Below are 23,688 nucleotides of genomic sequence, written 5' to 3' on the forward strand. Positions count from 1 at the left end.
CTATGACCACGGAAACCGCCAAGAAGCTCAAGGCTGACCCCGACCAGAATGTGCCAGCCCCGGTGGATATGCCGGCGCTTGGTGAGAGCGTTAATCTGGAGGCCAGCGAGAACTACTTTAATCGGGAAATCAGTCAGTTGCAGTTCAATTACCGGGTCCTCAAGCAGGCGCTGGATACCACGCACCCGTTGATCAATCGACTGATTTTCTGCTGCATATTCAGCAGCAATATGGACGAGTTCTTCGAGATCCGGGTCGCCGGTCTGCGCCAGCAGATGAAGTATGGCCGGGAAACCGTGGGCATGGACGGCATGATGCCGGAGCAGGCGCTGGCGGAGATCAGCCGGGTTGCCCACGAGTATATCCACGAGCAATACGACATCCTCAACAACGTGCTGATCCCGGAAATGGAACAGCAGAATATCCACTTTGTCCGTCGGCGCGAGTGGACGCCGGCCCAGGCCGAGTGGGTGCGTACTTACTTCGAAGAAGAGATTCTGCCGGTGGTCAGTCCGATCGGGCTGGATCCGTCGCACCCGTTCCCTCGTCTCGTCAACAAGAGTTTGAACTTCATCGTTGAGCTCGATGGCAAGGACGCCTTTGGTCGGGAAACCGGCATGGCCATCGTGCCCGCTCCGCGGTCCTTGCCGCGCCTGGTGCGCCTGCCGGACGACGTGTGCGACGGTGGCGAGAACCTGGTGTTCCTGTCATCGATGATCCACGCCCATGCCGACGAGCTCTTTCCGGGCATGGAGGTGAAGGGCTGCTATCAGTTCCGCCTGACCCGGAATGCCGACCTTGAGCTCGAGGACGATCTGGACGACCTGGCGTCGGCGCTCCGGGGTGAGCTGCTGAGCCGTCGCTTTGGCGATGGGGTGCGGCTGGAAGTGGCGGACAACTGCCCGGATGAGCTGACCCAGTTCCTGTTGACCGAATTTGGCCTGACTGCACGGGATCTATACCAGGTTCACGGCCCGGTTAACCTGACCCGGCTGATGGCGGTGGGTGGCCTGGTGGATCGCCCGGACCTGACCTATTCCGGTTTCTCACCGTCGATTCCAAAGCCGATCCGCAGCAAGGATTCGATGTTCGACAGTATCCGCAAACAGCCGATCCTGTTGCTGCACCCCTATGAGAATTTCAGTCCGGTGGTAGATCTGCTGCGCCAGGCCGCCAAGGACCCCCAGGTGCTGGCGATCCGACAGACCCTGTACCGTACCGGGGCGGATTCCGAGATCGTGGAAGCGCTGGCGGACGCTGCCCGGCGCGGCAAGGAAGTAACGGCGGTGATCGAACTGCGGGCGCGGTTCAGCGAGGCCGAAAACCTGGAGCTGGCGAGCCGGCTCCAGGAGGCCGGTGTGATCGTGGTTTACGGGGTGGTTGGCTACAAGACCCACGCCAAGATGATTCTCATCGTGCGCAGGGAGGAGGGCAAGCTGCGGCGCTACGTGCATCTGGGGACTGGCAACTATCACGCCGGGAACGCCCGCCTGTACACTGACTACAGCTTCATGACCTGCGACGATTCCATTAGTGATGACGTCAACAAGCTGTTTCAGCAGCTGACCGGCATGGGCAAGGCGCTGAAGATAAAGAAACTGTTCCATGCCCCGTTTACCCTGCATTCCCGCCTGCTCAGTCTGATTGAGCGCGAAGCCGGCTTCGGTGAAAAGGGGCGTATCATCATGAAATTCAATGCGCTGACCGAACCGCAGTTGATCAAGGCGCTGTACCGGGCCTCCCAGGCGGGCGTGAAAATTGATCTGATTATCCGGGGTATCTGTTGCCTGCGGCCCGAAGTGCCGGGGCTGTCGGACAACATCCGGGTCCGCTCGATCATTGGTCGTTTCCTGGAACATACCCGGGTGTACTACTTTGGCAACAAGGGGCGCCCGGATGTTTACTGCTCCAGTGCCGACGGTATGGAGCGGAATTTGCTCAGCCGGGTAGAGACTGCGTTCCCGATTGAGGATCCGGCGCTGGTGGCTCGAATGCGTGAGGATCTGGATACTTACCTGGCGGACAATTGTCAGTCCTGGGCGTTACTGTCCGATGGCAGTTACGTGCAGAAACAACCGGCCGAAGGTGAAGAGCGGCTGGCATCTCAACTGGTGTTGCTAGAGCGACTAACCGGTAAATCCTGAGGCGGAGACAGGTCTTGCAGAAAAAATGGATTATCACCGGCGTTGCCGTGTTGGCGGTAGCTGGGGCCATGCCCTGGGTTGTGGGCTTTGTTACGGAGCAGCAGTGGCAGCAGGCGACCGAGGAGATGAATCGTGCCCAGTCGTTTCTGAAGATGGAAACCGGTGCCTATCGTCGCGGGGTCCTGGGCTCGGAGCTGACCGGGGCCCTGGTGGTACAGAATCCGGAGACTGGCGAGTCACATCAGGTCGAGTACCGGGCCAATGTGACCCACGGTGTCACCGGTAGCTTGCTGGATTTCGAGCCGGTGGACGCTGGTCGCCGGAAGGACGTGACTGGTTTCCCGAAGCCAAACCGAAGCTGACCCTGGAAACCCGGCTGTGGGGAAGTGCCACGCTGGAGCTTGAGGCACCGGTGATGACCATGACCAACGAGGTCACTGGCGAAACTCTGAACACCAGCGGCGGCCTGGCGCGTATCGAGATTAGCGATACTGGCTCCCACGCCGACGCACTGATGGTCTGGCCGACACTGAGCCTGTTTGGCCCTGAAATCGATATCCGTATGGCCGACATCCATATGGAGCAAAGCCTGAATCACCTGATGGCGGACGTCTGGACCGGTGCCGGAGAGCTTGAGGTTGGGTCTATGACGGTGGTCCATCGGGCCGAACCGCCGGTGGAGTTCCGGGACTTCAGTCTGTCCAGCAGCACTGAAGCCAACCCTGAGCAAACCCGCCTGGATTCCCGGGTTACTCTGGAACTGGAGGAAATCATTCGTGGCGGCCAGGGCTACGGCCCCCACCGAATCGAATTCGCCCTGGAAAATCTGGATCTGGCCAGTTGGAGCTCCCTTACCCGGGGCATGTCCGATCTGCAAACCGTGATGCTGCAAAACGGAAGCTCGGCGCCAGTGGAGCCGGAGCAGCAAATGGCAGCCATGCAGCAGATCAATTTGGCCCTGCGCGAGCTGGCCTCGGCTGGATTTTCGTTGGGTATGCCACAGATGAGCCTGAGCACACCAGAGGGGGTGGTCACCGGTAATGTCACCGTTCGTCATCCGGAGCTCAGCGCTGACGAGCGCGCGGGCATGTTGATGGTGATGCAACGACTGACCGGCGACATGCAGCTGAGCGTGCCATCAGCATTGGCGGAGAATTACCCGAGCGTGCGCATGCAGCTGGCGCCGATGATCAAGCAGGGCCTGCTGATCAAAGACGGTGATCAGCTGGTGATGAAGGCGGTGATGAAGGATCTGATGGTGGACGTGAACGGAATGGAAATTCCGCTGCCCCCATTGCTCTGAGCCACGTTAAGCGTGACCAGGTCCCGGCCAAGGCCTGGTCCGCTCACGCCACGTTTTCTCAGGCTGATTCGAACTTCTGCTTCATAGCCGCCTCAACGGCGGGATCGACAAATTCCGAGACATCGCCACCCAGGGAGGCAATCTCCCGAATCAGGGTCGAGGAAATGTACGACAGGTGGTTCGCCGGGGTCAGGAATACGCTTTCCACTTCCGGTGCCAGCCGCCGGTTCATATCTGCCAGCTGGAATTCATACTCGAAGTCAGACACAGCCCGCAGCCCACGCAGGATGACCGTCGCGCCCTGGTCCCGGACAAAATCCGCAAGCAGGTTGCTGAAGCCGGTGACGGTGACGTTAGGAATGTGGGCGGTGGCCTGGCGGACCAGATCGCAGCGCTCTTCCAGATTCAGCAGTGGCTGTTTCTTGGGGTTGTAGGCGACGGCAACCACGATGTCGTCGAACATGCGACCGGCACGCTCGATCAGGTCGGTATGACCATTGGTAATCGGATCGAAGGTGCCTGGGTAGATGACTTTCGGCATGCACAGCTCCTTAATTCGTGAGGCCTTAGAATACCAGCTTGCCGGCCATCCCAAAATGGCGGGCGCTCAGCTCGTCAATTTAGCGGCCAGCCGTGCGCTGTTCCGAGCTGCCAGGGCATAGATCGACAGCTGTGGGTTGGCACCAATGCTGGTCGGGAACACCGAAGCATCGTGTACGCTCAGGTTGCTGACCTGATGGTGCTCGCCAAAGCCGTTCACCACCGAAGATCGGGGATCCTGGCCCATGCTGCAGCCGCCCATCTGGTGGGCAGTAAACAACCGTACCCGGTGCGGTTCCATGGCAATGCTGTTGATGGCGGCCCTGGCTTCGCCCCAGGTGGTGTACCAGTCTGAGTCCAGGTGCACCAGCCGGACCTTGCTTGCGCCGGCGGCAAACTGAATCTCCGTCATGGTCAGGTAGGCCTGTCTCAGTCCTTGCCAGAGGTAATCTGTGATCGGGTAGTCCAGAACCGGTGAGCCGTCGTCGCGCAGGGTTACCGTGCCCCCGGGGCTCTCGGGATGGAAACCGTCGCGCATCAGGGCGATGACGGATTGGGTCCAGGGCAGGCCCGCCATAGCGTCAATCTGCTCCGGCCCGTGGCCCGGAATCACGCCCGCCGACATGCCCGGATGCAGTGGCGGAACCTCCAGCTTGAAGCCGGCTGGTCCATCTACGCCATTCTTGAAGTTGAACTCATCGGAGTAGATCGACTGGGGCGCACCGTAAAACGGATCCACTTTTTCCGGCATCTGGGCAATGGTGGCGTTCACCGGATGGATGAACGAGCGCTTGCCAACACGGGCATGTGGATCTGGAATGTCGGAACGTAACAGCAGGCCCGGAGAGCCGATGGCGCTGGCGGCAACCACAAAGTGGCGAGCTTTCAGGGTCACCGTGACACCGGACGGGGTAATGCCGTCCGCGGCCATGGCGCTGGCTTGCAGGTGATCAATACGGTCCTGGTCCATGACCAGCCGTTCTGCCCGAAGTCCGTGAAACAGTCGGGCCTGATGATCGAGGGCACCGGGAATGGTGGTCATCAGCGCGCCCTGCTTGGCATTGGTGGGGCAGCCCACGCCGCAGTAGCCCAGGTTCCAGCATCCTTTCACATTCCGGGGAATGGTCTGCCAGCTGTAACCGAGCTGTTCGCAGCCCTGACGCAGGATGTCGTTGTTGACGTTCGGAGGTGTCTGCCAGGGCGCCACGGTGTGCCGCTGTTCCCGGCCTTCAAACCAGGGGGCCATGGCCTCGGGGCTAAGGTTGTCCAGGCCGAAACTGTCGGCCCAGTAGTTCAGGGTTTGAGCCGGGGTGCGAAAGCTGGAGGTCCAGTTCACCGTGGTCGATCCACCCACGCAGCGGCCCTGGAGAATGGCGATGGCGCCGTCCTGGGTCGTCCGGCTCATGCCCTCCTGATACAGGCTGGCGTAAGCGCTGTGCTCATCCATGGTGAAGTCTTTCTGGTAGTACAGCCGACCTTCTTCTACCAGGATCACGGACAGCCCGCTCTTGGCCAGGATTTCAGCGGTGGTGCCACCGCCGGCGCCAGTCCCGACGATGACCACATCGGTTCGTGGGTCTGGTGGTCGGTCAGGGTGGTGGCATCGGTTACTTTCCAGCCTGCTTCCAGGCCCCGGGCAATGCGATCGGTTAACGACATGGATAGCTCCGTTACTGAGCGTGGAATCAGGCAGTCTTGAATTGGGGCAGGGCGTCTACGGCCCACTGGGGCGGTCCCGGGTAGCCCGACAGGTGCCATTGGTCATGGCCGCCGTAGAAGGCGACGTTGCTGATCTTGGTCAGGGCAATGTAACCATTGTTGAACAGGCCGATACCGCTGGTGCGCCAGCGCTCCAGAAACGCGTTGGCGTCGGCGGTGCTGACATTGGGCCAACGAGACCACACACGGGCAATGGTCACCCGGGTGAAACCAAAGGTCAGCAGGTCGAATAGCCGCCGCAGTTCCTGTTGATTTGCTGGCCCGAAGTTGTGGATGCCGGAATCGATACGCTCAATGGTACCGGCAACGGCCAGACGCCGCGCCTGAGGTTGTTCCGGTAGCGCCGGGCCAAACATGGCAGGCAGCAGCGCCTCAAACAACTCGATATCGTCCCGGGTCAGGAACCGGAACTGGTAGCTTGTGTCCATTTGCCTGTCGACGTCGTCCAGCCGACCGGCCGGCGCTGTTGCACAGCCGCTCAGCCCGGCAGTGGTGCTGACCGTGGCGAGAAACAGGGTGCCGCCCAGTCCGCTTTTCAGAAAGCTGCGGCGATCAAGCCGGGCAAATTCGGTGTCGCCCGGTTGGGCGGCGGACGGGTCAAGCATGGCGAGTTCCCTTCTTGTTATTGTCCTGGGTGGCTTTGGATCGTTATGGATGGCGGGGGCTTTGCTTGCCCCCGCGCCAGGTCTCAGCGGATGAAGAGCTTGTATATCATCTTGTGGGCAGCGGTGCCGTGCGGTGCGTACACAAATTTGCCGCTGTTGAATTTCTGTTTGGCAAAAATGGCCCGGTGGTGGGAGAAGGTCAGGAAGCCTTCCTTGCCATGGTAGTGCCCCATGCCGGAGTCGCCGACACCGCCGAATGGCAGATCATCCTGTGCCACATGCATGAGTGCATCGTTGATGCACATGCCGCCGGAGTGGGTGTTGTCCACCACATGCTGCTGCTGGCTCTTGTCGTACCCGAAGAAATACAGGGCCAGCGGCCGGGGGCGATCATTGATGTAGTGCAGGGCCTCGTCCAGGCCGCTGTAACTGACCACCGGCAGCAGCGGGCCGAAAATCTCGTCCTGCATCACTTTCATGTCCGGTGTGGTGTTCAGGATCAGTGTCAGCGGGATTTTCCGGGTGCCATCGCCCAGGTTTTCCCGGGCCGGGTTGATTTCGATCAGCTCGGCACCTTTGGCGCGGGCGTCTTCCAGGTAGCCCTGCAGGCGGTCGTACTGGCGCTCGTTGATGATGGCGGTGTAGTCGTCGTTGTCACGCAGACTGGGGTACATGTCCGAGAAGCGGGTGCGGAACTCGTCCACGAAGGCCTGGATCCGATCAGCAGGACACAGCACATAGTCCGGGGCGACACAGGTCTGGCCGGCGTTCAGGGCCTTGCCGAAGGCGATACGCTGAGCGGCGTCTTCCATCGGCACGTCGGGCGCGACAATGGCCGGGGACTTGCCGCCCAGTTCCAGGGTGACCGGTGTGAGGTTTTCAGCTGCAGCCCGCATTACCAGCTTGCCAACTGAGGTCGAGCCGGTGAACAGCAGGTGATCGAAGGGCCGGGCGGAGAAGTCGGCGGCGACATCGGCCTCGCCGGTAATGACTGAAACCAGTTCTTCCGGGAAAGTGGCTTCAATGATTTCCTTGACCAGCGCCGAGGTGTGCGGGGTGAACTCGGACATCTTGATCATGGTGCGGTTGCCGGCTGCCAGTGATGCCACCAGTGGCCCTACTGCCAGGTATAGCGGGTAGTTCCAGGGCACGATAACCCCGACCACGCCCTTGGGCTGGTAGTGCACTTTGTTGCTGGCGGGCTGGAACAGCACCGATACATGCCGTTTCGACGGCTTCATCCACTCACCCAGATGCTTCAGGGTGTAGTTGATGCCCTGGATAGACGGCATCACCTCGGCAATCAATGATTCGTCCCGGGACCGGCAGCTGAAATCCCGGTCAATGGCGTCGAGCAGGCGCTCTTGATTCGTCAGCAGGGTGCGCTTCAGGCGTTTCAGGTTTTCCTTGCGCTCAGTGAGCGAGGGCATGGGGTTGCTACGAAACGCCTGCTTTTGATCCTGAAAAACCCGGTGGGTGTGCTGGATCTGCTTTTTACTTTCGGTAAGCTGAACGACCGTGGCTCCCATACTCTGCTCCCTCCGTTCACTGTCGGCGTATCGGGCCGGCAGTGTGCGGTTCTGTAGTGGTGAAAAAGTGCGCAATTTGCGCTTAGCGGTATTATTAGAGTATATACTCTAGGGAGTCAAGCAGGGTACGGTGGCCTATCAGGCCATCCTCAAGGCACCTAACAATCGCCGGCAAGTTTATGAAAACAAGAGACAAGATTCTGCTCTCAAGTCTGGAGCTGTTTAACGAACGGGGCGAGCGTAACGTCACTACCAATCATATAGCGGCGCACCTGGCGATCTCGCCGGGTAATCTGTATTACCACTTCCGCAACAAGTCGGACATCATTTACGAGATCTTCCTCGAGTACGAAAAGCTGGTGGATTTCTACCTGGATATTCCGGAAGACCGGGCCATGACGCTCGCCGACATGACTTTTTACCTGGAGTCGGTGTTTGATGGCCTGTGGAGTTACCGGTTTTTTCACCGCGATCTGGAATACCTGCTGGACAGCGATCAGCGCCTGCGCCAGGACTATCGGGAGTTCACTCAGCGCTGCCTCACGGCCATCAATCGCATTTTCGAGCGGTTGGCGGAGGCTGGCATCATTGAGGCGCAGCCGGAGCTTTGCGCGCTGCCATGTCGCTAAATGTGTGGCTGGTGGTGACTAACTGGATGGCGTTCCTGAAAACCGCGCACGCCGAGGAAACCTACGCCAACCTGACTTTGAATGAGCTCAAGCAGGGCATTTACCAGGTGCTGACCCTGGAGCTGCCATACCTCACGCCGGCTTATCGGGACCGGGTGCTGGCGCTGCGGGAGCAATACCGGCCAACGCTGTCGGATCAGGACGAGGCGGCACCTGAGCCGAGTCGGGTGGCCAGCCGCTAGGTCTGTTCAAAAAGTAACCGCATCAGGGAACTTTCATGGACGCTAGCCGTCATAATAGTGGACGTAGGAAATCCGGACATTTCTTGCGTCTCCTGAGCGAGTTCTCAGGTTTTAGCACGTCGCAAACCCTGACGTTTCACCGGTCTGTCTCTGGCAGACCGGTTTTTTTATGTTTTTTCCCGTTTCTGACGCCTGCCTGAGCTTGTCAGCACTTTTGGTTTTAACTAGACTCGCAAATGTTACCGGTAACATTTGCCGATACAAAAACAACCAGGAGTCCCACGTATGTTTACCAAAAGACTTGCCGCTGGCTGATTTCGGCCACTTTCGCGCTTCACGCCGCTGCCGCCGATTTTAATTTCAAGTTCCAGTCGTCAGACCCGTCCGGTGTCAAGAACTTTGAGATCCAGCAGGAGTGGGCCGACCGGGTGGAAAAAATGTCAGGCGGTCGGGTCAGTATTGATCTGCTGCCGGTTGGCAGTGTGGTCAGTCACACCGAAACCCTCGGTGCCATGAAAATGGGCGTGCTCGATGGCCATATCTCCGTCACCGGTTACTTCTCCGGCCAGGATCCGGCCTTTGGCCTGATCGGTAATACCGTGGGTGCCTGGTCCAGCCCCGACCAGCTGATCGATTACATCAATCATGGCGGCGGCTACGAGCTGATGAACGAACTTTACCGTCCGTACGGTGTGAAGTTTGTTGGCGGTGGTGGTACCGGCCTGGAGTCGTTCGTTTCCAAGAAGCCGCTGAACAGCGTTGAAGACCTCAAGGGTCTGAAGATGCGCGCCCCTGAAGGCCTGGTGCAGTCGGTGTTTGCCGCTGCCGGTGCCGCACCGGTTAATCTGCCGGGCTCTGAGGTTTACACCGCACTGGGCAAGGGTGTGATCGACGCTGCCGACTACACGGTGTTCTCCACCAATCACAACGCTGGCCTGCATGAAATTGCCGCGCATCCGGTGTATCCGGGCTTCCACTCCCTGCCGCTGATCGAGATCGCAATGGGTCTCAAGGCCTGGGACAAGCTGCCGGAGGACATCCAGACCATCATGACGGTGTCGGCAAGGGATTTCGCCCAGGACATCAGCACCCAGCTGGCCATGGCGGACAAGACCGCGGTCATGGAAGCACGCGCCAACCCGGAGATCACCGTCCACGACTGGTCAGCCGAGGAGCGCCGGAAGTTCCGCACCATCGCCCGCGATCAGTGGAAAGCCTACGCCGAGCAGTCCCCCAACGCCGAGAAGGTCTACAAGTCAGTGACCGCCTACCTCGAGTCGCAAGGCCTGCTCTGATCTGATTTCGTCCCCTACCGATACCCTCCGGCCCCGTATTCAGGGGCCGGAGTCGGGAGTTTCTAATGTCTGCTGAACATGAACCAACAGGGCAGGCGCCAGGTGATCTGGTGCCGGAGCCCCCAGAGGATGTTGGCTTTACGCCACTGGATCGCGCCATCGTGTGGTTGGGCAAAAAACTGAGCTTGGTCTTTGCCCTTATCGCTGTGGTGTCCCTGTACGAAATTGTCCGCCGCTACCTGTTCAACTCGCCCACCCTGTGGGTGCACGAAACCGTCACCTTTGCCGGTGCCACCCTGTTCGTGCTGGGCGGGTTGTACGCGCTGGCGACGGACAAGCACGTGCGCATTGTGCTGGTGTACGACTCGGTGTCGCCGGCCGTCCAGCGCTGGCTCCGGGTTGTGCATCATCTTCTGGGGTTGTTGTTCAGCAGTCTGCTGCTCTACGCCAGCTGGTTCATGGCCCAGTCGGCCGTCGTCGCGCCCTGGGGCGGCTGGCGGCTGGAGACCTCCGGCTCGGCCTGGAATCCGCCATTCCCTGCGTTGCTGAAGGTCGTCATCTTTGTTGCCGTGGTCATTCTCACGCTGCAATTCCTGCTGCACCTGATTCGTGACCTGCGTAACAAGCCCACGCCTAACCAGGTCTCGGACGACAAGGGAGAGCGCAATGTTTGAACTTGCTTCCATGGGCATCGGCTACGGCAGCCTGTTGATGCTGGGGTTGCTGATCCTGTTGTTGTTGACAGGAATGCAGCTGGCGTTTGCCACCGGTCTGGTGGCTTTGCTGTTCGCACTGGGCTGGTTTGGCCCCGACGCATTGCCGATTGTCAGTAGCCGGCTATACAGCTTTATTGGCAATTATGTGTTCCTGGCGGTGCCGATGTTCGTGTTGATGGCGTCGCTGCTGGACCACTCCGGTATCGCCCGGGACCTGTTTGACGCCATGGCCCGCCTGGGTCGTCGTCTGCGCGGTGGTGTTGCCATACAGACCCTGGTGGTGGCGGTTATCCTGGCGTCCATGTCCGGGGTGATTGGCGGCGAAACCGTGCTGCTGGGCATCCTGGCGCTGCCCCAGATGCTGCGCCTGGGCTACGACCGCAAGCTGGCCATTGGTACCACCTGTGCCGGCGGTGCCTTGGGCACCATGCTGCCTCCGAGTATCGTGCTGATCATCTATGGCCTGACCGCCAACGTCTCCATCGGCGACCTGTTCAAGGGTGCCTTTTTACCGGCGCTGCTGCTGGCCCTGCTGTACATGGGCTATGTACTGATCCGGGTCTGGCTCAAGCCGGAGATGGCGCCGCTGCCGTCCGATCAGGATCAGCCGGACACGCCGGCGCCCAATTTTTTCAAGGCCCTGCTGTTTCCCATCCTGTCGGTAGTGGTGGTGCTCGGTAGCATTTACGGTGGTGTCGCCTCGGTGACCGAGGCTTCGGCCTGGGTGTGATCGGTATTGCGCTCAGCACCTGGGTGCGCGGTGAGCTGTCGCTGGACATGATCCGAAAAGCCACCATCAGCACCTGCGGGTGTGTGGCATGATCATCTGGATCGGTATCGGTGCAACCGCACTGGTGGGTGTTTACAACCTGATGGGCGGCATCGACTTTGTCCGGGACATGGTGTTCGCGGTCAGTGGCGGCGATGCCCTGCTAACCATCCTGTTCATGATGCTGATCTTGCTGGTGCTGGGCATGTTCCTGGACTGGGTCGGCGTGGCCTTGCTGACCATGCCGATTTTCGTGCCGATTGTGGTCGAGCTGGGCTACAGCCCGATCTGGTTCGGGGTGGTGTTCTGCATGAACATGCAGGTGTCCTTCCTGTCGCCGCCATTCGGACCGGCCGCGTTCTACCTGAAAACGGTGGCGCCGAAAGACATCTCCCTGGGTGAGATATTCCAGTCACTGCTGCCGTTTATTGTGCTTCAAATTGTCGCGCTGGGGCTGTTGATTGCCTTCCCGCAACTGGCACTGTGGTGGCAATAATGGCGAACGTACCGAAACTGGTCGTCATGGGTGTCTCGGGCTGCGGCAAGAGCCTGGTGGGGAGTCTGCTGGCGCAGGAGCTGGCGGTTCCCTTCTTCGATGCTGACAGTTACCACAGCCGCGCCAATGTTGAGAAAATGGCCAGTGGCATCCCGCTGACCGATGACGATCGGGCCGGCTGGCTGACCGACCTGGCGGAGCTGATCCGGCAACAGGACTCCGGTCTGGTGCTGGCTTGCTCGGCACTGAAGCGGGCCTATCGCGAGCGCTTGCGGTCCGACAACCCGGAGCTGCGCATCGTCTATCTTCAGGGTGACTTCCAGACCATCTGGCGAGGCTGTCGCAGCGTCAGGACCATTACTTCAATGGTCAGGCCATGCTCGAGAGCCAGTTCCAGCTATTGCAGGAGCCCGAGCTGGACGAGGGTGCCGTCACTCTCGACGTCACCGGTCGTCCGGAGAGCCTGGTGCGCCAGTGCCTTGCGGCGCTGGTCACAACCGGGGAAGATGCCAGGGGCTGAAGCCGGGGCCCGTACGGGCTCCTGTTCGCCTCAGCTTTAGCCGCCTCTCTGTCGTTGCAGGAATCATGCATGGGTAAGAACAAGCGTCCGACGTTGCAGGACATTGCCGACCGGGTTGGCACCACCAAGATGACGGTCAGTCGTTGCCTGCGCGGCGGCGACAACGTGTCCGAGAAGATGCGGGAGCGTATCTTTGCGGAAGCCGAGGCGCTCGGTTACATCCCGAATCGGGCACCGGACCTGCTGTCCAAATCCAAGAGTCACGCCGTCGGGGTGCTGCTGCCTTCGCTGACTAACCAGGTATTCGCTGACGTCATCAAGGGGATCGAGTCGGTCACCGAACAGGCCGGCTACCATCTGATGCTGGCCCACTACGGCTACAGTCCGGAGATTGAGGAGCGTAGCCTGGCGTCGCTGTTGTCCTATAACGTTGACGGTGTGATCCTGTCCGAGAGTCAGCACACCGATCGAACCTTCCGGATGCTGGAAACCGCCGGCGTGCCCACGGTCGAGATCATGGACACCCACACCCGGCCGTTTGAGCAGGCTGTCGGCTTTGACAACGTTCAGGCTGCCTACGACATGGTACGGGAAATGATTCGCCGGGGCCGCACCGCCATTGTTTACCTGGCGGTGCGGCTGGATGCCCGAACCCTGCAGCGGCAGGAGGGTTATGTCATGGCCATGACCGAAGCCGGTTTGACGCCGGTGACCCTGCGTAGCGAACAGCGTTCGTCGTTCAGCGTCGGGGCCACGCTGTTAAAGCGCATCCTGGCGGACAATCCCAACACCGATGCCATCTTTTGCACCAACGACGACGTCGCCATCGGTGCCTATTTTGAGTGTCAGCGCCAGGGCATTGCAGTGCCACAGGCCATCGCCATTGCCGGATTCCATGGCCACGATGTCGGACAGGTGATGGTGCCGCGCCTTGCCAGTGTCATTACCCCGCGGGAAGCGGTGGGCCAGCGGGCAGCCCGGGAACTGCTGGCGCGACTGTCCGGTCAGCCCCAGGGCGAAACCTGTATTGATCTGGGCTACCGGATCGAGTGCGGGGGCACGCTGTAAGGCGTCTAGTGTCTGCCTGGCGGGCTGACGTTCAGTCGTCGGCGGGTGCTTCCAGCCAGTTTGTCAGTGCCTCACGGCACTCATCCACACCCCTTTTCGATGTCGCTGAAAACATGATCAGGTGATGCACGCAGCTGAACGGCTTCAGATCTTTGGCGATGCCCATCATGGCGGTTTTGGCCTGGCCGAATTTCAATTTGTCGGCTTTGGTGGCCAGAATCATCAGCGGAAGGTTGTTATGTTCACACCATTCCACCATCATTTGGTCAAATTCGGTCAGCGGGTGGCGGATATCCATCACCAGCACCAGGCCCCTTAGGCAGCGGCGGTCGTTCAGGTAGTGGCCCAGGTGCTTTTGCCAGTCGTCTTTGAGATCCCGGGACACCTTGGCGTAGCCATAGCCGGGCAGATCCACCAGACGGCAGCCCTCGCGGTTCAGGGTGAAGAAGTTGATCAACCGGGTGCGGCCCGGTGTTTTACTGGTCCGGGCCAGCTTGCCATGGGCGGTGATCGCATTGAGTGCGCTGGACTTGCCGGCGTTGGAGCGGCCGGCGAAGGCTACTTCGGCACCAAAATCCGGTGGGCATTCGTCCAGCCGGGAGGCGCTGATCAAGAAGCGGGCACTGTTGAAAGAGACGGAGTTCGGGGTCAGATCAGGGTCCACAGCGGTTGGCTTTCCTTTGGATTTCAGTTATCAGGGATTAATGTATAATGCTACACCAAATCCGGGCGGCGCGCTGAGCGCGACCGCTGTCAGTCCCGGTTTTGCGCCTGATTGGTCAGTGCCTGCCGGCTGCACAACGAAGAATACCTTTAAGATGAGAGAAGCGGAGCGAGCATGAAAAAACTGATCGCAGGAGTTGTTCTCGGTGTAAGCCTCACAGCGATGGCACACGGGGCAGGAGATCCTCAAGCGGGCGAACAGAACGCAGCGGTATGCGCCGGATGTCATGGCCAGGCCGGCCAGAAGCCGATCATGGGCAGCTATCCTAAGCTGTCCGGGCTGGGTGAAAAGTACCTGTACAATCAGCTGGTAGCGATTCAAACCGGCGATCGTGCGATTGCTGAAATGACTGGTATCCTGGACGGTAAGTCCGAGCAGGAGTTGCGGGATCTGGCCGCCTATTTCGACGACCAGGAAATGCCCCTGAGCCAGGCCAACCCGGACCTGATTGAGCAGGGCGCGGCTCTGTACCGTGGTGGCAACATGGCCTCCGGTGTGCCAGCCTGTGCTGGCTGTCATAGTCCGCAGGGTAAAGGCAACGAGCCCGGCGGCTATCCCCGCCTGAGTGGCCAGAACGCCGAATACATCAGCAAGCAGCTGAAGGCTTACCGTGGCGGCGAGCGGGCCACTGGCTCCAACGCGGCCATCATGATGGACGTGGCGGCCAAGCTGACCGACGCCGAAATCGAGGCGGTTGCCAACTACGTGTCTGGCCTGCACTGATTGAACAGCGCGTAGCTGAGACTCCAAAGACCCCGCCTCAGGCGGGGTTTTTTATTGCTTACGGCTCTGTAATCGGCTGATTTACTCCGTCTGTGGAACTTTTTCCGCTGGCTGGGTCATAATCCCTCACACTTACGACTTCACGATATCGGAGATGTCTAATGATCAGAACACTTGGAGCGGCAACTTTCCTGGCTGCGATGTTTGCCTTTGGTGCCCCGGCCAGTGCCGAAACCTGGGAAGAGGGAACTCACTATCAGAAACTGGATACGCCGGTTCGCACGGACGACAACGGCAAGATCGAAGTGGCTGAGGTGTTTTGGTATGGCTGCCCGCACTGCTACAACTTCAAACCGGTGGTTGAGGCCTGGGAAGAAGACATGGCCGACGATGTCGAGTTTGTGATGATGCCGGCCGCCCTTGGCCGTTCCTGGGAGCCCCACGCCCGCGCTTACTACGCGCTTGATGCCATGGGTGAACTGCACAAGGTGCATGACGCACTGTTTGATGCCCTGGCCGGCGAGCGCCGTCAGCTGAACACTCCGGAGGCACTGGCGGACTTCGTGGCCGGTCATGGTGTCGATGGAGAAGCGTTCCTGAAGAACTACCAGAGCTTTGGTGTGAACGCCCGGATGCAGCAAGCCCAGTCGAAAATTCGGGGAGCGCGCATCACCGGTGTTCCAACTATGCTGGTAAATGGCAAGTACAAAGTGAGCGCTTCCATGGCCGGCAGTCACGAGGCCGCCCTGGACGTTGTCGACTACCTGGTCGCCAAGGAGCGTGAAGCCGAGTAACGGGGCCGTCCGCGGCCTTCGGGTCGCGGAACCTTCGCCTTCGGGTTGCGGAACCTTCGAGAGTTGAGTGGGGCTGGCAGCATGTACAAGCGAATCCGTAAGCAGTTCAGCGGGACGGCGAAAGCGGGCGAAACGCCTCGCAGTACTTGCTCGGGCTTTGAACATGTGCCGGAGTTTGAGCCCCACCGACACATCCGGTTGCTGACCTTCAATATCCAGGTTGGCATCAATACCTCATCTTATCGGCACTATCTGACCCGCAGTTGGCAGCACATACTGCCTCACCGTAATCGGATCCAGACCCTGGACCGCATTGCCCATCTGATCGGTAACTACGACGTGGTCGCGCTGCAGGAGTGCGACGGCGGCAGCCTGCGCAGTGGTTACATTAATCAGGTTCAGTATCTGGCCGAAGCGGCGGGTATTCCTTACTGGTACCAGCAGCTGAACCGCAATCTCGGGCAGATCGCCCAGCACAGCAATGGTTTGCTGAGCCGTTTCCGGCCGCTGGATGTCACCGAGCACAAATTGCCCGGACTGATTCCGGGGCGAGGCGCCATTATCGCCCGCTATGGTTCTGAGGACGATCCGCTGGTGTTGGTATTGATGCACCTGTCGCTGAGTAAGGCGGCGCAGCAGCGCCAGCTCGGCTACATTCGTGAGCTGATTGCCGACTACCAGCATGTTGTGCTGATGGGGGATATGAACAACCACGCCGAAGAGCTGCTGACCCAGACCCCGTTAAAGGAAACCGATCTGATCCCGCTTCCGGAGTCGGCGCACAGTTTCCCGAGCTGGCGGCCGGAAAAGGCGCTGGATCATATTCTGGTGAGCCCGTCGCTGGAAATCCGCCGGTCAGAAGTGGTGAGTTATCCGGTTTCGGACCACTTGCCCATTGCCATGGATGTGGCGCTGCCAAAAGGGTATTTGGAGACTTTCTAGTCTTGGTCCAGTTTTGGTTCAGGTATAAGATTTCAGGCACAAAAAACCCGGATAAGCGCCGGGTTTTTTTGTGGATGCCGGATCAGTTATTACTTGATCTTGGCTTCCTTGTACGCAACGTGCTTGCGGACAACCGGATCATACTTTTTGATCTCGATCTTTTCCGGAGTGTTACGCTTGTTCTTGTTGGTCGTGTAGAAGTGACCAGTGCCTGCTGATGATACCAGCTTGATTTTCTCGCGCATGATGCGGCTCCTTAAAATTTCTCGCCGCGGGCACGAAGATCTGCCAGCACAGCGTCAATGCCTTTTTTGTCGATGATGCGCATGCCCTTGGTGGATACGCGCAGCTTCACGAAACGCTTCTCGGACTCAACCCAGAAACGGTGGTTCTGCAGATTCGGCAGAAAACGACGACGAGTGTGATTCATCGCGTGGGAAACGTTATTACCGGATACCGGACGCTTACCGGTAACCTGACAAACTCTGGACATACTTGCCTCCGACCTGAGCAATGGTCTCTATAGTACAAATTCGTTTTTAATGCGTCTCTGGTTGCTAAGGAACGCTTGCGCCCCTGTTTCGCGCCTCTAAACTGAACGCTGCTCGCCAGACGCCGCCAGAAAGGGACGCTTTTATACCAGAACTCGCCCCCCAACGCAAAAAATTGTTGGGAATTTGGCCAGTTTTCCGGCGCCATGGTTCGGGCAATCACATCAGTCCGCGTTCAGCCAGCGATACTACCTCACCGTGGCCGACAACCATATGGTCAAGAACCCTGATATCGACCAGAGTCAGTGCTTCTTTCAAGCGCCGGGTCAGGGCCACGTCCGCCTCGCTCGGTTCGGCCACCCCGGACGGGTGGTTGTGGGCAAAGATAACGGCAGCGGCATTGTCCTCCAGAGCTGGCGCACCACCTCGCGGGGGTACACTGCGGCACCGTCGATGGTGCCACGGAACAGCTCACGGTACTGAATGACCCGATGCCGGTTATCAAGAAACAGTCCAGCGAACACTTCGTGAGGGTAGGTGCCGAGCCGGCTGGTCAGGAAGCGACGGGTGTCCTCTGGTGAGCGCAGCGGGTCTCCCTGGCGTAGCGGTTCATCCATCACCCGCCGGGCCATTTCCATGGCGGCCTGGACCTGGGCGTATTTGGCGGTACCCAGTCCCTTGGTGTCGCAGAATTGGCTGCGGGAGGCGGTCATCAGGCGCGCAGGCTGCCAAATCGGTTGATCAGAGTGCGCGCCATGGTCATCACCGGCATGCCGGTGGTGCCGGTGCGCAGGAAGATGGCCAGTAGTTCGGCATCCGACAGGCTGTCGGCGCCGTGAGCGAGCAACCGTTCCCGGGGGCGCTCGTCCGGGCGCCAGGACGGAGTGTTCATAGGCTTTCCTTGCAGGTTCTAGTGGCTTCAGACGCATCCTGCGTCGGCCTTGATTCGAGATTACAAAGGTTACTTTAAAAAGTAACAATCGGTAAACGTCCGGCCACGCATGCAGCTGTCTGTGGCGCCTGAGCATGCTATCTTATAAGCTTTCTTTTTATGAAGATACGGAGCCCCTATGGCCGCCAAACGAATTCTGCTGGGCATTACCGGCGGTATTGCTGCCTATAAGAGTGCGGAGCTGGTTCGTCTGCTGAAAAAGGCCGGCCACAGCGTGAGGGTAGTCATGACCCGCGGTGCCGAGGCCTTTGTCACTCCGCTGACCTTCCAGGCCCTCAGTGGCGAGCCGGTTCGGACCTCGTTGCTGGATCCTGAGGCCGAAGCCGGCATGGGGCACATCGAATTGGCGAAATGGGCGGATCAGGTGGTTATCGCACCGGCCTCGGCTGATTTTATCGCGCGCCTGGCCAATGGCATGGCCGATGATCTGCTGACGACCCTGTGCTGCGCCACCGAAGCGCCAATTGCCGTTGCCCCGGCGATGAATCAGGCCATGTGGGGCAACCACCGCACCCAGCGTAACCTCCGGTTATTGCAGGACGATCCGCAGGTCACGCTGTGGGGGCCGGACCAGGGTGAGCAGGCCTGTGGCGATACCGGTCCGGGTCGGATGCTGGAGCCGCTGGTGCTGGCGGGTTTGGTCGCCGGTCAGCCGCCCACCGGTGTCCTGACGGGCAAGCGGGTGGTGATTACCGCAGGGCCGACTCGAGAGCCGATTGATCCGGTGCGCTACATCAGCAACCACAGTTCCGGAAAGATGGGCTACGCCCTGGCCGCGGCTGCCCGGGATGCCGGTGCGGAGGTGGTGCTTATCAGCGGTCCGGTTGCCATCCCAGCGCCTTCTGGTGTCGAGGTGCGCAATGTGACGACCGCGGCGGACATGCTGAAGGCGTCGTCAGAGGCGGTCGATGTCGGTTGTGACCTGTTTATCGCCAGTGCGGCGGTGGCCGATTACCGTCCACAAAGCTGCGAGTCCGACAAAATCAAAAAATCCAGCGAGCAGATGGCGCTGTCGCTGGTGCGCAACCCGGACACCCTGGCCACCATTGCCGCCCGGGCCGATGCCCCCTTTACCGTGGGCTTTGCCGCCGAAACCACTGACGTAGCCCGGTACGCTATCGACAAGATGCAGCGCAAGAAACTCCAGATGATTGTCGCCAATGACGTCTCGGTGCCGGGGCTCGGCTTCAACAGTGACAACAACGCGGTGACGGTGTTCTGGCCGGACGGCCAGGCCTCCATCGGGCCGGACAGCAAACAACGGATTGCCGATCGCCTGATGGCACTGATCGGCGAACATCTTGACCAGGCGACGGGCTGAGCTCGAACCGCTTCCTCTTTCAGTAATAGGATGATTATGACCACGAAAAAACTTCAGGTGCGGATACTGGATGAGCGCATTGGCAACCAGATCGCATTTCCGGAATACGCCACCGATGGCTCCGCCGGTCTGGACCTCAGGGCCTGCCTCGACCAGCCTCTGACCCTCGAGCCGGGCCAGACCCAGCTGATCAAAACCGGCCTGTCGATTCATATCGGAGATCCTGCGCTGGCGGCGATGATCCTTCCGCGCAGCGGACTCGGCCACAAACACGGCATCGTACTGGGTAACCTGGTCGGGCTGATTGATTCCGACTACCAGGGTGAACTCATGGTGTCCTGCTGGAATCGTGGCCAAACCACCTTCACCATCGAAGTGGGAGAGCGCATTGCCCAGCTGGTTCTGGTGCCGGTAGTTCAGGCAGATTTCGAAGTGGTGTCAGAATTCAATGTCAGTGATCGCGGCGAGGGCGGCTTTGGTTCGACCGGTACTCACTGAGTCGCGGCCCTGCCACGCACAACCCCAGGCCGGCGTCTATACTGAGCGCAACGTGCGAGTTCAGGATAAAAAATACAACAGCAGGAAGGATTATGAAGCTGGGTAAGAAAAAAACTGACGACGCTTCCGGTGATGAAAAGTCTGCCAAGAAGGCGGCCAAGAAGGAAAAGAAGGCAGTCTCGGGACCAAAGCTCAAGAAGCTGAATTCGGTGGCCCGCAGTCAGGCGCTAGTGGTTGTGTTGGCCGGAGTCGTAGCGGCAGTCCTGGTGCATTTTCTGGTGGTGCAGCCAGCCGCGATCGAGCGGTTCGAAGTGGAAAAGGCTGTTGAGGCCGAGTCGGCGGCACTGCGGATTAACCAGTATCTGGCATTGATGCAGGCCAGCGTGAACGGTCTGGCCGCCCGCCCGGATGTTATTGGCGCGGTAACTGAGCCCAGCAGTATCGTGGCCACCGAGCAGAGCCTGGCCAGCGCACTGCCAGGTATTCAGGATGTGCATCTGTTCCCGTACAAGCAGATCCCCCGCACCGCCAACGAGCAAGGCGGGCTCGGGTTCGCCGGTCTTGAGCTGCTGCGGCGGGCGGAAAATAGCCAGCCGCTGCACCCGGATGCGTTTCCCCGGGATAATCGCTGGTTGGTTCAGATGGCAACGCCGGTACGCAATCCGGTTAGCAATGCCGTGATTGGCAGCCTGCTGGTGATCTTTGACGCTGCTCGCTTGCAGCCGCTGTTGCAGGTAGTAAACGACGATCTGGGTGGCAAGTTGGAGCTGACCCAAACCGTGGCCGGCACCACGCGCGCGATCGTCAGCCAGGGCAGCGGCTCTGGCGCGGCCGAAACCCGGTCACTGGCGAACCCCGACTGGTCTGTCGCCTATACCCCCGCCAAGGCGCCAACCGCGCCGGTGGACATTGTAATGATCGCCATCCTGGTCGGGGCGCCGATCCTGTTGGCGGCGATTCTGGTGTGGGTTCTGCTCAGCCGTGCGCAGCAGCGTATCCGCCAGGACGTGACCACACTGATTCAGTGGGCGCATAAAGTATTTGGCGGCGACCGGGTCAAGCTGCCGCCGCTCCAGTGGGACATGGTGGCGTCCACCGGCGAGGTTCTGGCCCGGCTGTCCCAGGTGGTGGACAAGCGCGTGTCCAAGGCCCTCGAAATGGCGCGGCCGAAAAAGTCGGCCAGTAGCAAACAGCCCGCAGCGGCCGGCGATGAGCCCCTGTTTCAGGACAAGGACATGCCCGACATCGATATGCTCGATGGTGATGACGATGTCCTGGGCTTTGGTGGCGATGACATGCTGGGTGGTACACACCTGGAAGTGGAAGAAACGCCGGAACCAACCGTGGAGTTATCCCCTGACATCTTTCGGGCCTACGACATTCGCGGCATCGTCGGCGAGACGCTGTCCGCTGATGCGGTCAAGCTGATAGGTCAGGCGATTGGTTCCGAAGCCGTTGAACGGGGCATTGGTGCCCTGTGTATTGGCTACGACGGTCGTCATTCCAGCCCCGAACTGGCCAATGCCCTGGCCCGTGGCGTTATGGCCACCGGTTGCGATGTCATTCATGTTGGCGCAGTGCCAACGCCGGTGCTGTATTTCGCCACCCAGGAGCTTCAGACCGGCTCTGGCGTGATGGTGACCGGCAGCCACAACCCGGCCAATTACAACGGTTTGAAGATCATGCTGGGCGGCGAAACCCTGTCCGGGGATGCCATCCAGAAACTGTACCAGCGCACCCAGGCTGCCGACTTTGCCAGTGGCCAGGGTGGTCAGTCGTCGGAAGATGTCCGGCGGGCCTATCTGGATCGCATCGTCGGCGATATCGCCGTGGCCGCGCCGCTGAAGGTGGTGGTGGATGCCGGCAATGGCATTGCCGGAGAGCTGGCACCGATGCTGGTGGAAGAACTGGGCTGCGAAGTGGTGCCGCTGTACTGCGAAGTGGATGGCGATTTCCCCAACCACCACCCTGATCCTGGCAAGCCGGAAAACCTGGTCGATTTGATTGCTCGGGTAAAGGAAGAGAAAGCCGATATTGGTCTGGCGTTCGATGGCGACGGTGACCGCCTCGGCGTGGTGACCAACACCGGCAAGATCATCTGGCCGGACCGCTTGCTGATGTTGTTTGCCCGCGATGTGGTCTCTCGCAATCCGGGTGCGACGTGCTCTACGACGTCAAATGCAGCCGGCGCGTGGCCGGGGTCATTTCAGAAGCCGGCGGACGGCCGATCATGTGGAAAACTGGCCACTCGCTGATGAAGGCCAAGATGAAAGAGACCGGCGCCCAGTTGGCTGGTGAAATGAGCGGGCATATTTTCTTTGGCGAACGCTGGTACGGCTTTGACGATGGCCTTTATGCCGCCGCCCGGTTGTTGGAAATTCTCGGCATCGAAGACCGTCACAGCGACGAGGTGTTCGCGGACTTCCCTGAAGACGTCAGCACGCCGGAGCTTAATGTCGAAGTGACCGAGAGCAGTAAATTCGGGATCATGGAACGGCTGGGCCAGGACGGACAATTTGGTGACGGTAATATCAGCACCATTGATGGTATCCGCGTGGATTACGCCGACGGCTGGGGACTATGCCGCGCGTCCAACACCACGCCGGTTCTGGTGCTGCGCTTTGAGGCGGAAACCGATGAAGGCCTGGAGCGGATCAAGGGTATTTTCCGGGAGCAGTTGCAGAAAGCAGCTCCGGATATCGCAGCGGACTTCTGACCGCTGTTTATCGAACCTTTTTAACCACGTATTTAGAAGGCAACAAGATGGCGTTGGATCGTGAAACAGCAATGCAGGTGGCTTCGGTTCTGAGCCGGGGCCTGCCGTATATTCAGCGGTTTACCGGTAAGACCGTGGTAATCAAGTACGGCGGCAACGCCATGGAAAACGAAGACCTGAAGAGCAGCTTCGCCCGGGACGTGGTGCTGATGAAGCTGGTGGGAATCAATCCCATTGTGGTGCATGGCGGCGGCCCCCAGATCGGTGAGCTGCTGGAACGCCTGAACATCAAGTCGCGGTTCGTAAACGGCATGCGGGTGACCGATGCTGAAACCATGGACGTGGTTGAAATGGTGCTCGGTGGCCAGGTGAACAAGGAAATTGTTTCCCTGATCAACGCCCAGGGTGGCACCGCCGTTGGCCTCACCGGTAAGGATGCCAACCTGATCCGGGCCCGCAAACTGGAAGTGGTGGACCGCTCACCGGAGCTGGTGCGCCCTGAAATCATCGACATCGGTCATGTTGGTGAGGTGGCCAGCGTCAATGTTGATGTTATCGACATGCTGACCCGCAGCAACGTGATCCCGGTGATTGCGCCCATCGGCGTTGGTCCGGATGGCGCTTCCTACAACATCAACGCCGATCTGGTGGCCGGCAAGGTCGCGGAAGCTATGAAAGCCGAGAAACTGATCCTGCTCACCAACGTTTCCGGGCTCAAGAGCAAGGAAGACAAGGTGCTGACCGGCCTGACCGCCCAGCAGGTCAATGACCTGATTGAAGACGGCACCATTCATGGCGGTATGCTGCCAAAGATCCGCTGCGCCCTGAACGCCGTCGAAAATGGGGTTCGGACTTCGCACATCATTGACGGCCGAGTGGCCCACGCCTGCCTGCTGGAGATCTTTACCGACGAGGGTGTCGGCACCCTGATTTCCCGCAATTAAACGTCTGG

23 protein-coding genes and 4 pseudogenes are annotated in these 23,688 nt (G+C 59.7%); 19 read left to right on the forward strand and 8 right to left on the reverse strand.

Going from position 1 to position 23,688, the window contains the following annotated elements:
• Positions 1–2 precede the first annotated feature (2 nt).
• The 3 genes from ppk1 to AU14_RS07870 are packed head-to-tail and all read left to right on the forward strand — an operon-like array spanning position 3 to position 3,447.
• Positions 3–2,144, forward strand: a complete 2,142-nt coding sequence (gene ppk1 / locus AU14_RS07865) for a polyphosphate kinase 1 (RefSeq protein ID WP_041340112.1) — start codon at positions 3–5, stop codon at positions 2,142–2,144.
• A 14-nt stretch (positions 2,145–2,158) separates the two neighbouring features.
• On the forward strand, positions 2,159–2,506 hold the full coding sequence (locus AU14_RS22750) for a DUF945 family protein (RefSeq protein ID WP_269079125.1): 348 nt from the start codon (positions 2,159–2,161) through the stop codon (positions 2,504–2,506).
• A 32-nt stretch (positions 2,507–2,538) separates the two neighbouring features.
• Positions 2,539–3,447 carry a DUF945 family protein gene (locus tag AU14_RS07870; protein ID WP_269079142.1) on the forward strand — a complete coding sequence of 303 codons (909 nt, stop codon included), beginning with the start codon at positions 2,539–2,541 and terminating at the stop codon, positions 3,445–3,447.
• A gap of 58 nt (positions 3,448–3,505) precedes the next feature.
• Here the strand turns inward: AU14_RS07870 and coaD are convergent, their stop codons facing one another.
• The 4 genes and pseudogenes from coaD to AU14_RS07890 all read right to left on the reverse strand — a co-directional run bounded on the left by coaD (position 3,506) and on the right by AU14_RS07890 (position 7,840).
• The gene (coaD, locus tag AU14_RS07875) at positions 3,506–3,988 is read right to left on the reverse strand and encodes a pantetheine-phosphate adenylyltransferase (protein ID WP_041340114.1); all 483 of its coding nucleotides are present in this window, start codon (positions 3,986–3,988) and stop codon (positions 3,506–3,508) included.
• A gap of 66 nt (positions 3,989–4,054) precedes the next feature.
• Positions 4,055–5,646 (reverse strand): annotated as a pseudogene (locus tag AU14_RS07880) (GMC family oxidoreductase N-terminal domain-containing protein).
• A gap of 26 nt (positions 5,647–5,672) precedes the next feature.
• The gene (locus AU14_RS07885; RefSeq protein ID WP_041340116.1) at positions 5,673–6,311 is read right to left on the reverse strand and encodes a hypothetical protein; all 639 of its coding nucleotides are present in this window, start codon (positions 6,309–6,311) and stop codon (positions 5,673–5,675) included.
• Positions 6,312–6,394: 83 nt separating this feature from the next.
• Positions 6,395–7,840 carry a coniferyl aldehyde dehydrogenase gene (locus AU14_RS07890; RefSeq protein ID WP_041340119.1) on the reverse strand — a complete coding sequence of 482 codons (1,446 nt, stop codon included), beginning with the start codon at positions 7,838–7,840 and terminating at the stop codon, positions 6,395–6,397.
• 179 nt (positions 7,841–8,019) lie between these two features.
• Here AU14_RS07890 and AU14_RS07895 point away from each other — a divergent pair.
• The 7 genes and pseudogenes from AU14_RS07895 (at position 8,020) to AU14_RS07920 (ending at position 13,575) form a co-directional block, all read left to right on the forward strand.
• Positions 8,020–8,711, forward strand: a pseudogene (locus tag AU14_RS07895) (TetR/AcrR family transcriptional regulator).
• 428 nt (positions 8,712–9,139) lie between these two features.
• Positions 9,140–10,006, forward strand: a complete 867-nt coding sequence (locus AU14_RS07900; RefSeq protein ID WP_236744550.1) for a TRAP transporter substrate-binding protein — start codon at positions 9,140–9,142, stop codon at positions 10,004–10,006.
• A 65-nt stretch (positions 10,007–10,071) separates the two neighbouring features.
• Entirely contained in the window at positions 10,072–10,680 is a 609-nt protein-coding gene (locus AU14_RS07905; RefSeq protein WP_094191182.1) for a TRAP transporter small permease subunit, read from the forward strand.
• Positions 10,673–11,452, forward strand: coding sequence for a TRAP transporter large permease subunit (locus tag AU14_RS22755; protein ID WP_269079126.1), 780 nt, complete (start codon positions 10,673–10,675; stop codon positions 11,450–11,452). Before AU14_RS07905 ends, AU14_RS22755 begins: the two co-directional genes overlap by 8 nt.
• 88 nt (positions 11,453–11,540) lie before the next feature.
• The gene (locus AU14_RS22760) at positions 11,541–11,987 is read left to right on the forward strand and encodes a TRAP transporter large permease subunit (RefSeq protein ID WP_269079127.1); all 447 of its coding nucleotides are present in this window, start codon (positions 11,541–11,543) and stop codon (positions 11,985–11,987) included.
• Positions 11,987–12,547, forward strand: coding sequence for a gluconokinase (locus AU14_RS07915; protein ID WP_236744551.1), 561 nt, complete (start codon positions 11,987–11,989; stop codon positions 12,545–12,547). The genes AU14_RS22760 and AU14_RS07915 overlap by 1 nt, the downstream gene beginning before the upstream one ends.
• Before the next feature lie 29 nt (positions 12,548–12,576).
• On the forward strand, positions 12,577–13,575 hold the full coding sequence (locus tag AU14_RS07920; protein WP_041340122.1) for a substrate-binding domain-containing protein: 999 nt from the start codon (positions 12,577–12,579) through the stop codon (positions 13,573–13,575).
• Between the two features lie 31 nt (positions 13,576–13,606).
• On the opposite strand, the gene yihA is transcribed toward AU14_RS07920, so the two are convergent.
• Positions 13,607–14,239, reverse strand: coding sequence for a ribosome biogenesis GTP-binding protein YihA/YsxC (yihA, locus tag AU14_RS07925; protein WP_041340125.1), 633 nt, complete (start codon positions 14,237–14,239; stop codon positions 13,607–13,609).
• 174 nt (positions 14,240–14,413) lie between these two features.
• Here yihA and AU14_RS07930 point away from each other — a divergent pair, with 174 nt between their 5' ends.
• The 3 genes from AU14_RS07930 (at position 14,414) to AU14_RS07940 (ending at position 16,758) form a co-directional block, all read left to right on the forward strand.
• On the forward strand, positions 14,414–15,022 hold the full coding sequence (locus tag AU14_RS07930) for a c-type cytochrome (protein ID WP_041340127.1): 609 nt from the start codon (positions 14,414–14,416) through the stop codon (positions 15,020–15,022).
• 161 nt (positions 15,023–15,183) lie between these two features.
• On the forward strand, positions 15,184–15,816 hold the full coding sequence (locus AU14_RS07935; protein WP_041340130.1) for a thiol:disulfide interchange protein DsbA/DsbL: 633 nt from the start codon (positions 15,184–15,186) through the stop codon (positions 15,814–15,816).
• A gap of 81 nt (positions 15,817–15,897) precedes the next feature.
• Positions 15,898–16,758 carry an endonuclease/exonuclease/phosphatase family protein gene (locus AU14_RS07940; protein ID WP_041340133.1) on the forward strand — a complete coding sequence of 287 codons (861 nt, stop codon included), beginning with the start codon at positions 15,898–15,900 and terminating at the stop codon, positions 16,756–16,758.
• Positions 16,759–16,847: 89 nt separating this feature from the next.
• On the opposite strand, the gene rpmG is transcribed toward AU14_RS07940, so the two are convergent.
• The 3 genes and pseudogenes from rpmG to radC form a co-directional block, all read right to left on the reverse strand.
• Positions 16,848–17,003 carry a 50S ribosomal protein L33 gene (gene rpmG, locus AU14_RS07945; protein ID WP_007153739.1) on the reverse strand — a complete coding sequence of 52 codons (156 nt, stop codon included), beginning with the start codon at positions 17,001–17,003 and terminating at the stop codon, positions 16,848–16,850.
• Positions 17,004–17,014: 11 nt separating this feature from the next.
• Positions 17,015–17,251, reverse strand: coding sequence for a 50S ribosomal protein L28 (rpmB, locus tag AU14_RS07950; protein ID WP_008173462.1), 237 nt, complete (start codon positions 17,249–17,251; stop codon positions 17,015–17,017).
• A gap of 217 nt (positions 17,252–17,468) precedes the next feature.
• Positions 17,469–18,141, reverse strand: a pseudogene (radC, locus tag AU14_RS07955) (RadC family protein).
• Positions 18,142–18,319: 178 nt separating this feature from the next.
• Here radC and coaBC point away from each other — a divergent pair.
• From coaBC to argB, 6 genes and pseudogenes are all read left to right on the forward strand, one after another.
• Positions 18,320–19,522, forward strand: coding sequence for a bifunctional phosphopantothenoylcysteine decarboxylase/phosphopantothenate--cysteine ligase CoaBC (gene coaBC, locus AU14_RS07960; RefSeq protein WP_041340135.1), 1,203 nt, complete (start codon positions 18,320–18,322; stop codon positions 19,520–19,522).
• A gap of 36 nt (positions 19,523–19,558) precedes the next feature.
• Positions 19,559–20,020 (forward strand): dUTP diphosphatase, encoded by a 462-nt coding sequence (dut, locus tag AU14_RS07965; protein WP_041340138.1) that lies wholly within the window; start codon positions 19,559–19,561, stop codon positions 20,018–20,020.
• Between the two features lie 1,295 nt (positions 20,021–21,315).
• Complete coding sequence (locus tag AU14_RS21135; protein ID WP_236744597.1) at positions 21,316–22,275, forward strand: phosphomannomutase/phosphoglucomutase; 960 nt, start codon at positions 21,316–21,318, stop codon at positions 22,273–22,275.
• Positions 22,173–22,385, forward strand: a pseudogene (locus AU14_RS21140) (phosphomannomutase/phosphoglucomutase); the annotation flags it as partial. The gene AU14_RS21135 and the pseudogene AU14_RS21140, both read left to right, overlap by 103 nt.
• A gap of 123 nt (positions 22,386–22,508) precedes the next feature.
• Positions 22,509–22,736, forward strand: coding sequence for a hypothetical protein (locus AU14_RS21145; RefSeq protein ID WP_236744598.1), 228 nt, complete (start codon positions 22,509–22,511; stop codon positions 22,734–22,736).
• A gap of 47 nt (positions 22,737–22,783) precedes the next feature.
• Positions 22,784–23,680, forward strand: coding sequence for an acetylglutamate kinase (argB, locus tag AU14_RS07975; protein ID WP_041340140.1), 897 nt, complete (start codon positions 22,784–22,786; stop codon positions 23,678–23,680).
• Positions 23,681–23,688 lie beyond the last annotated feature (8 nt).

Origin of the sequence: Marinobacter similis, assembly GCF_000830985.1 — a bacterium.
Classification (GTDB): Bacteria; Pseudomonadota; Gammaproteobacteria; order Pseudomonadales; family Oleiphilaceae; genus Marinobacter; species Marinobacter similis.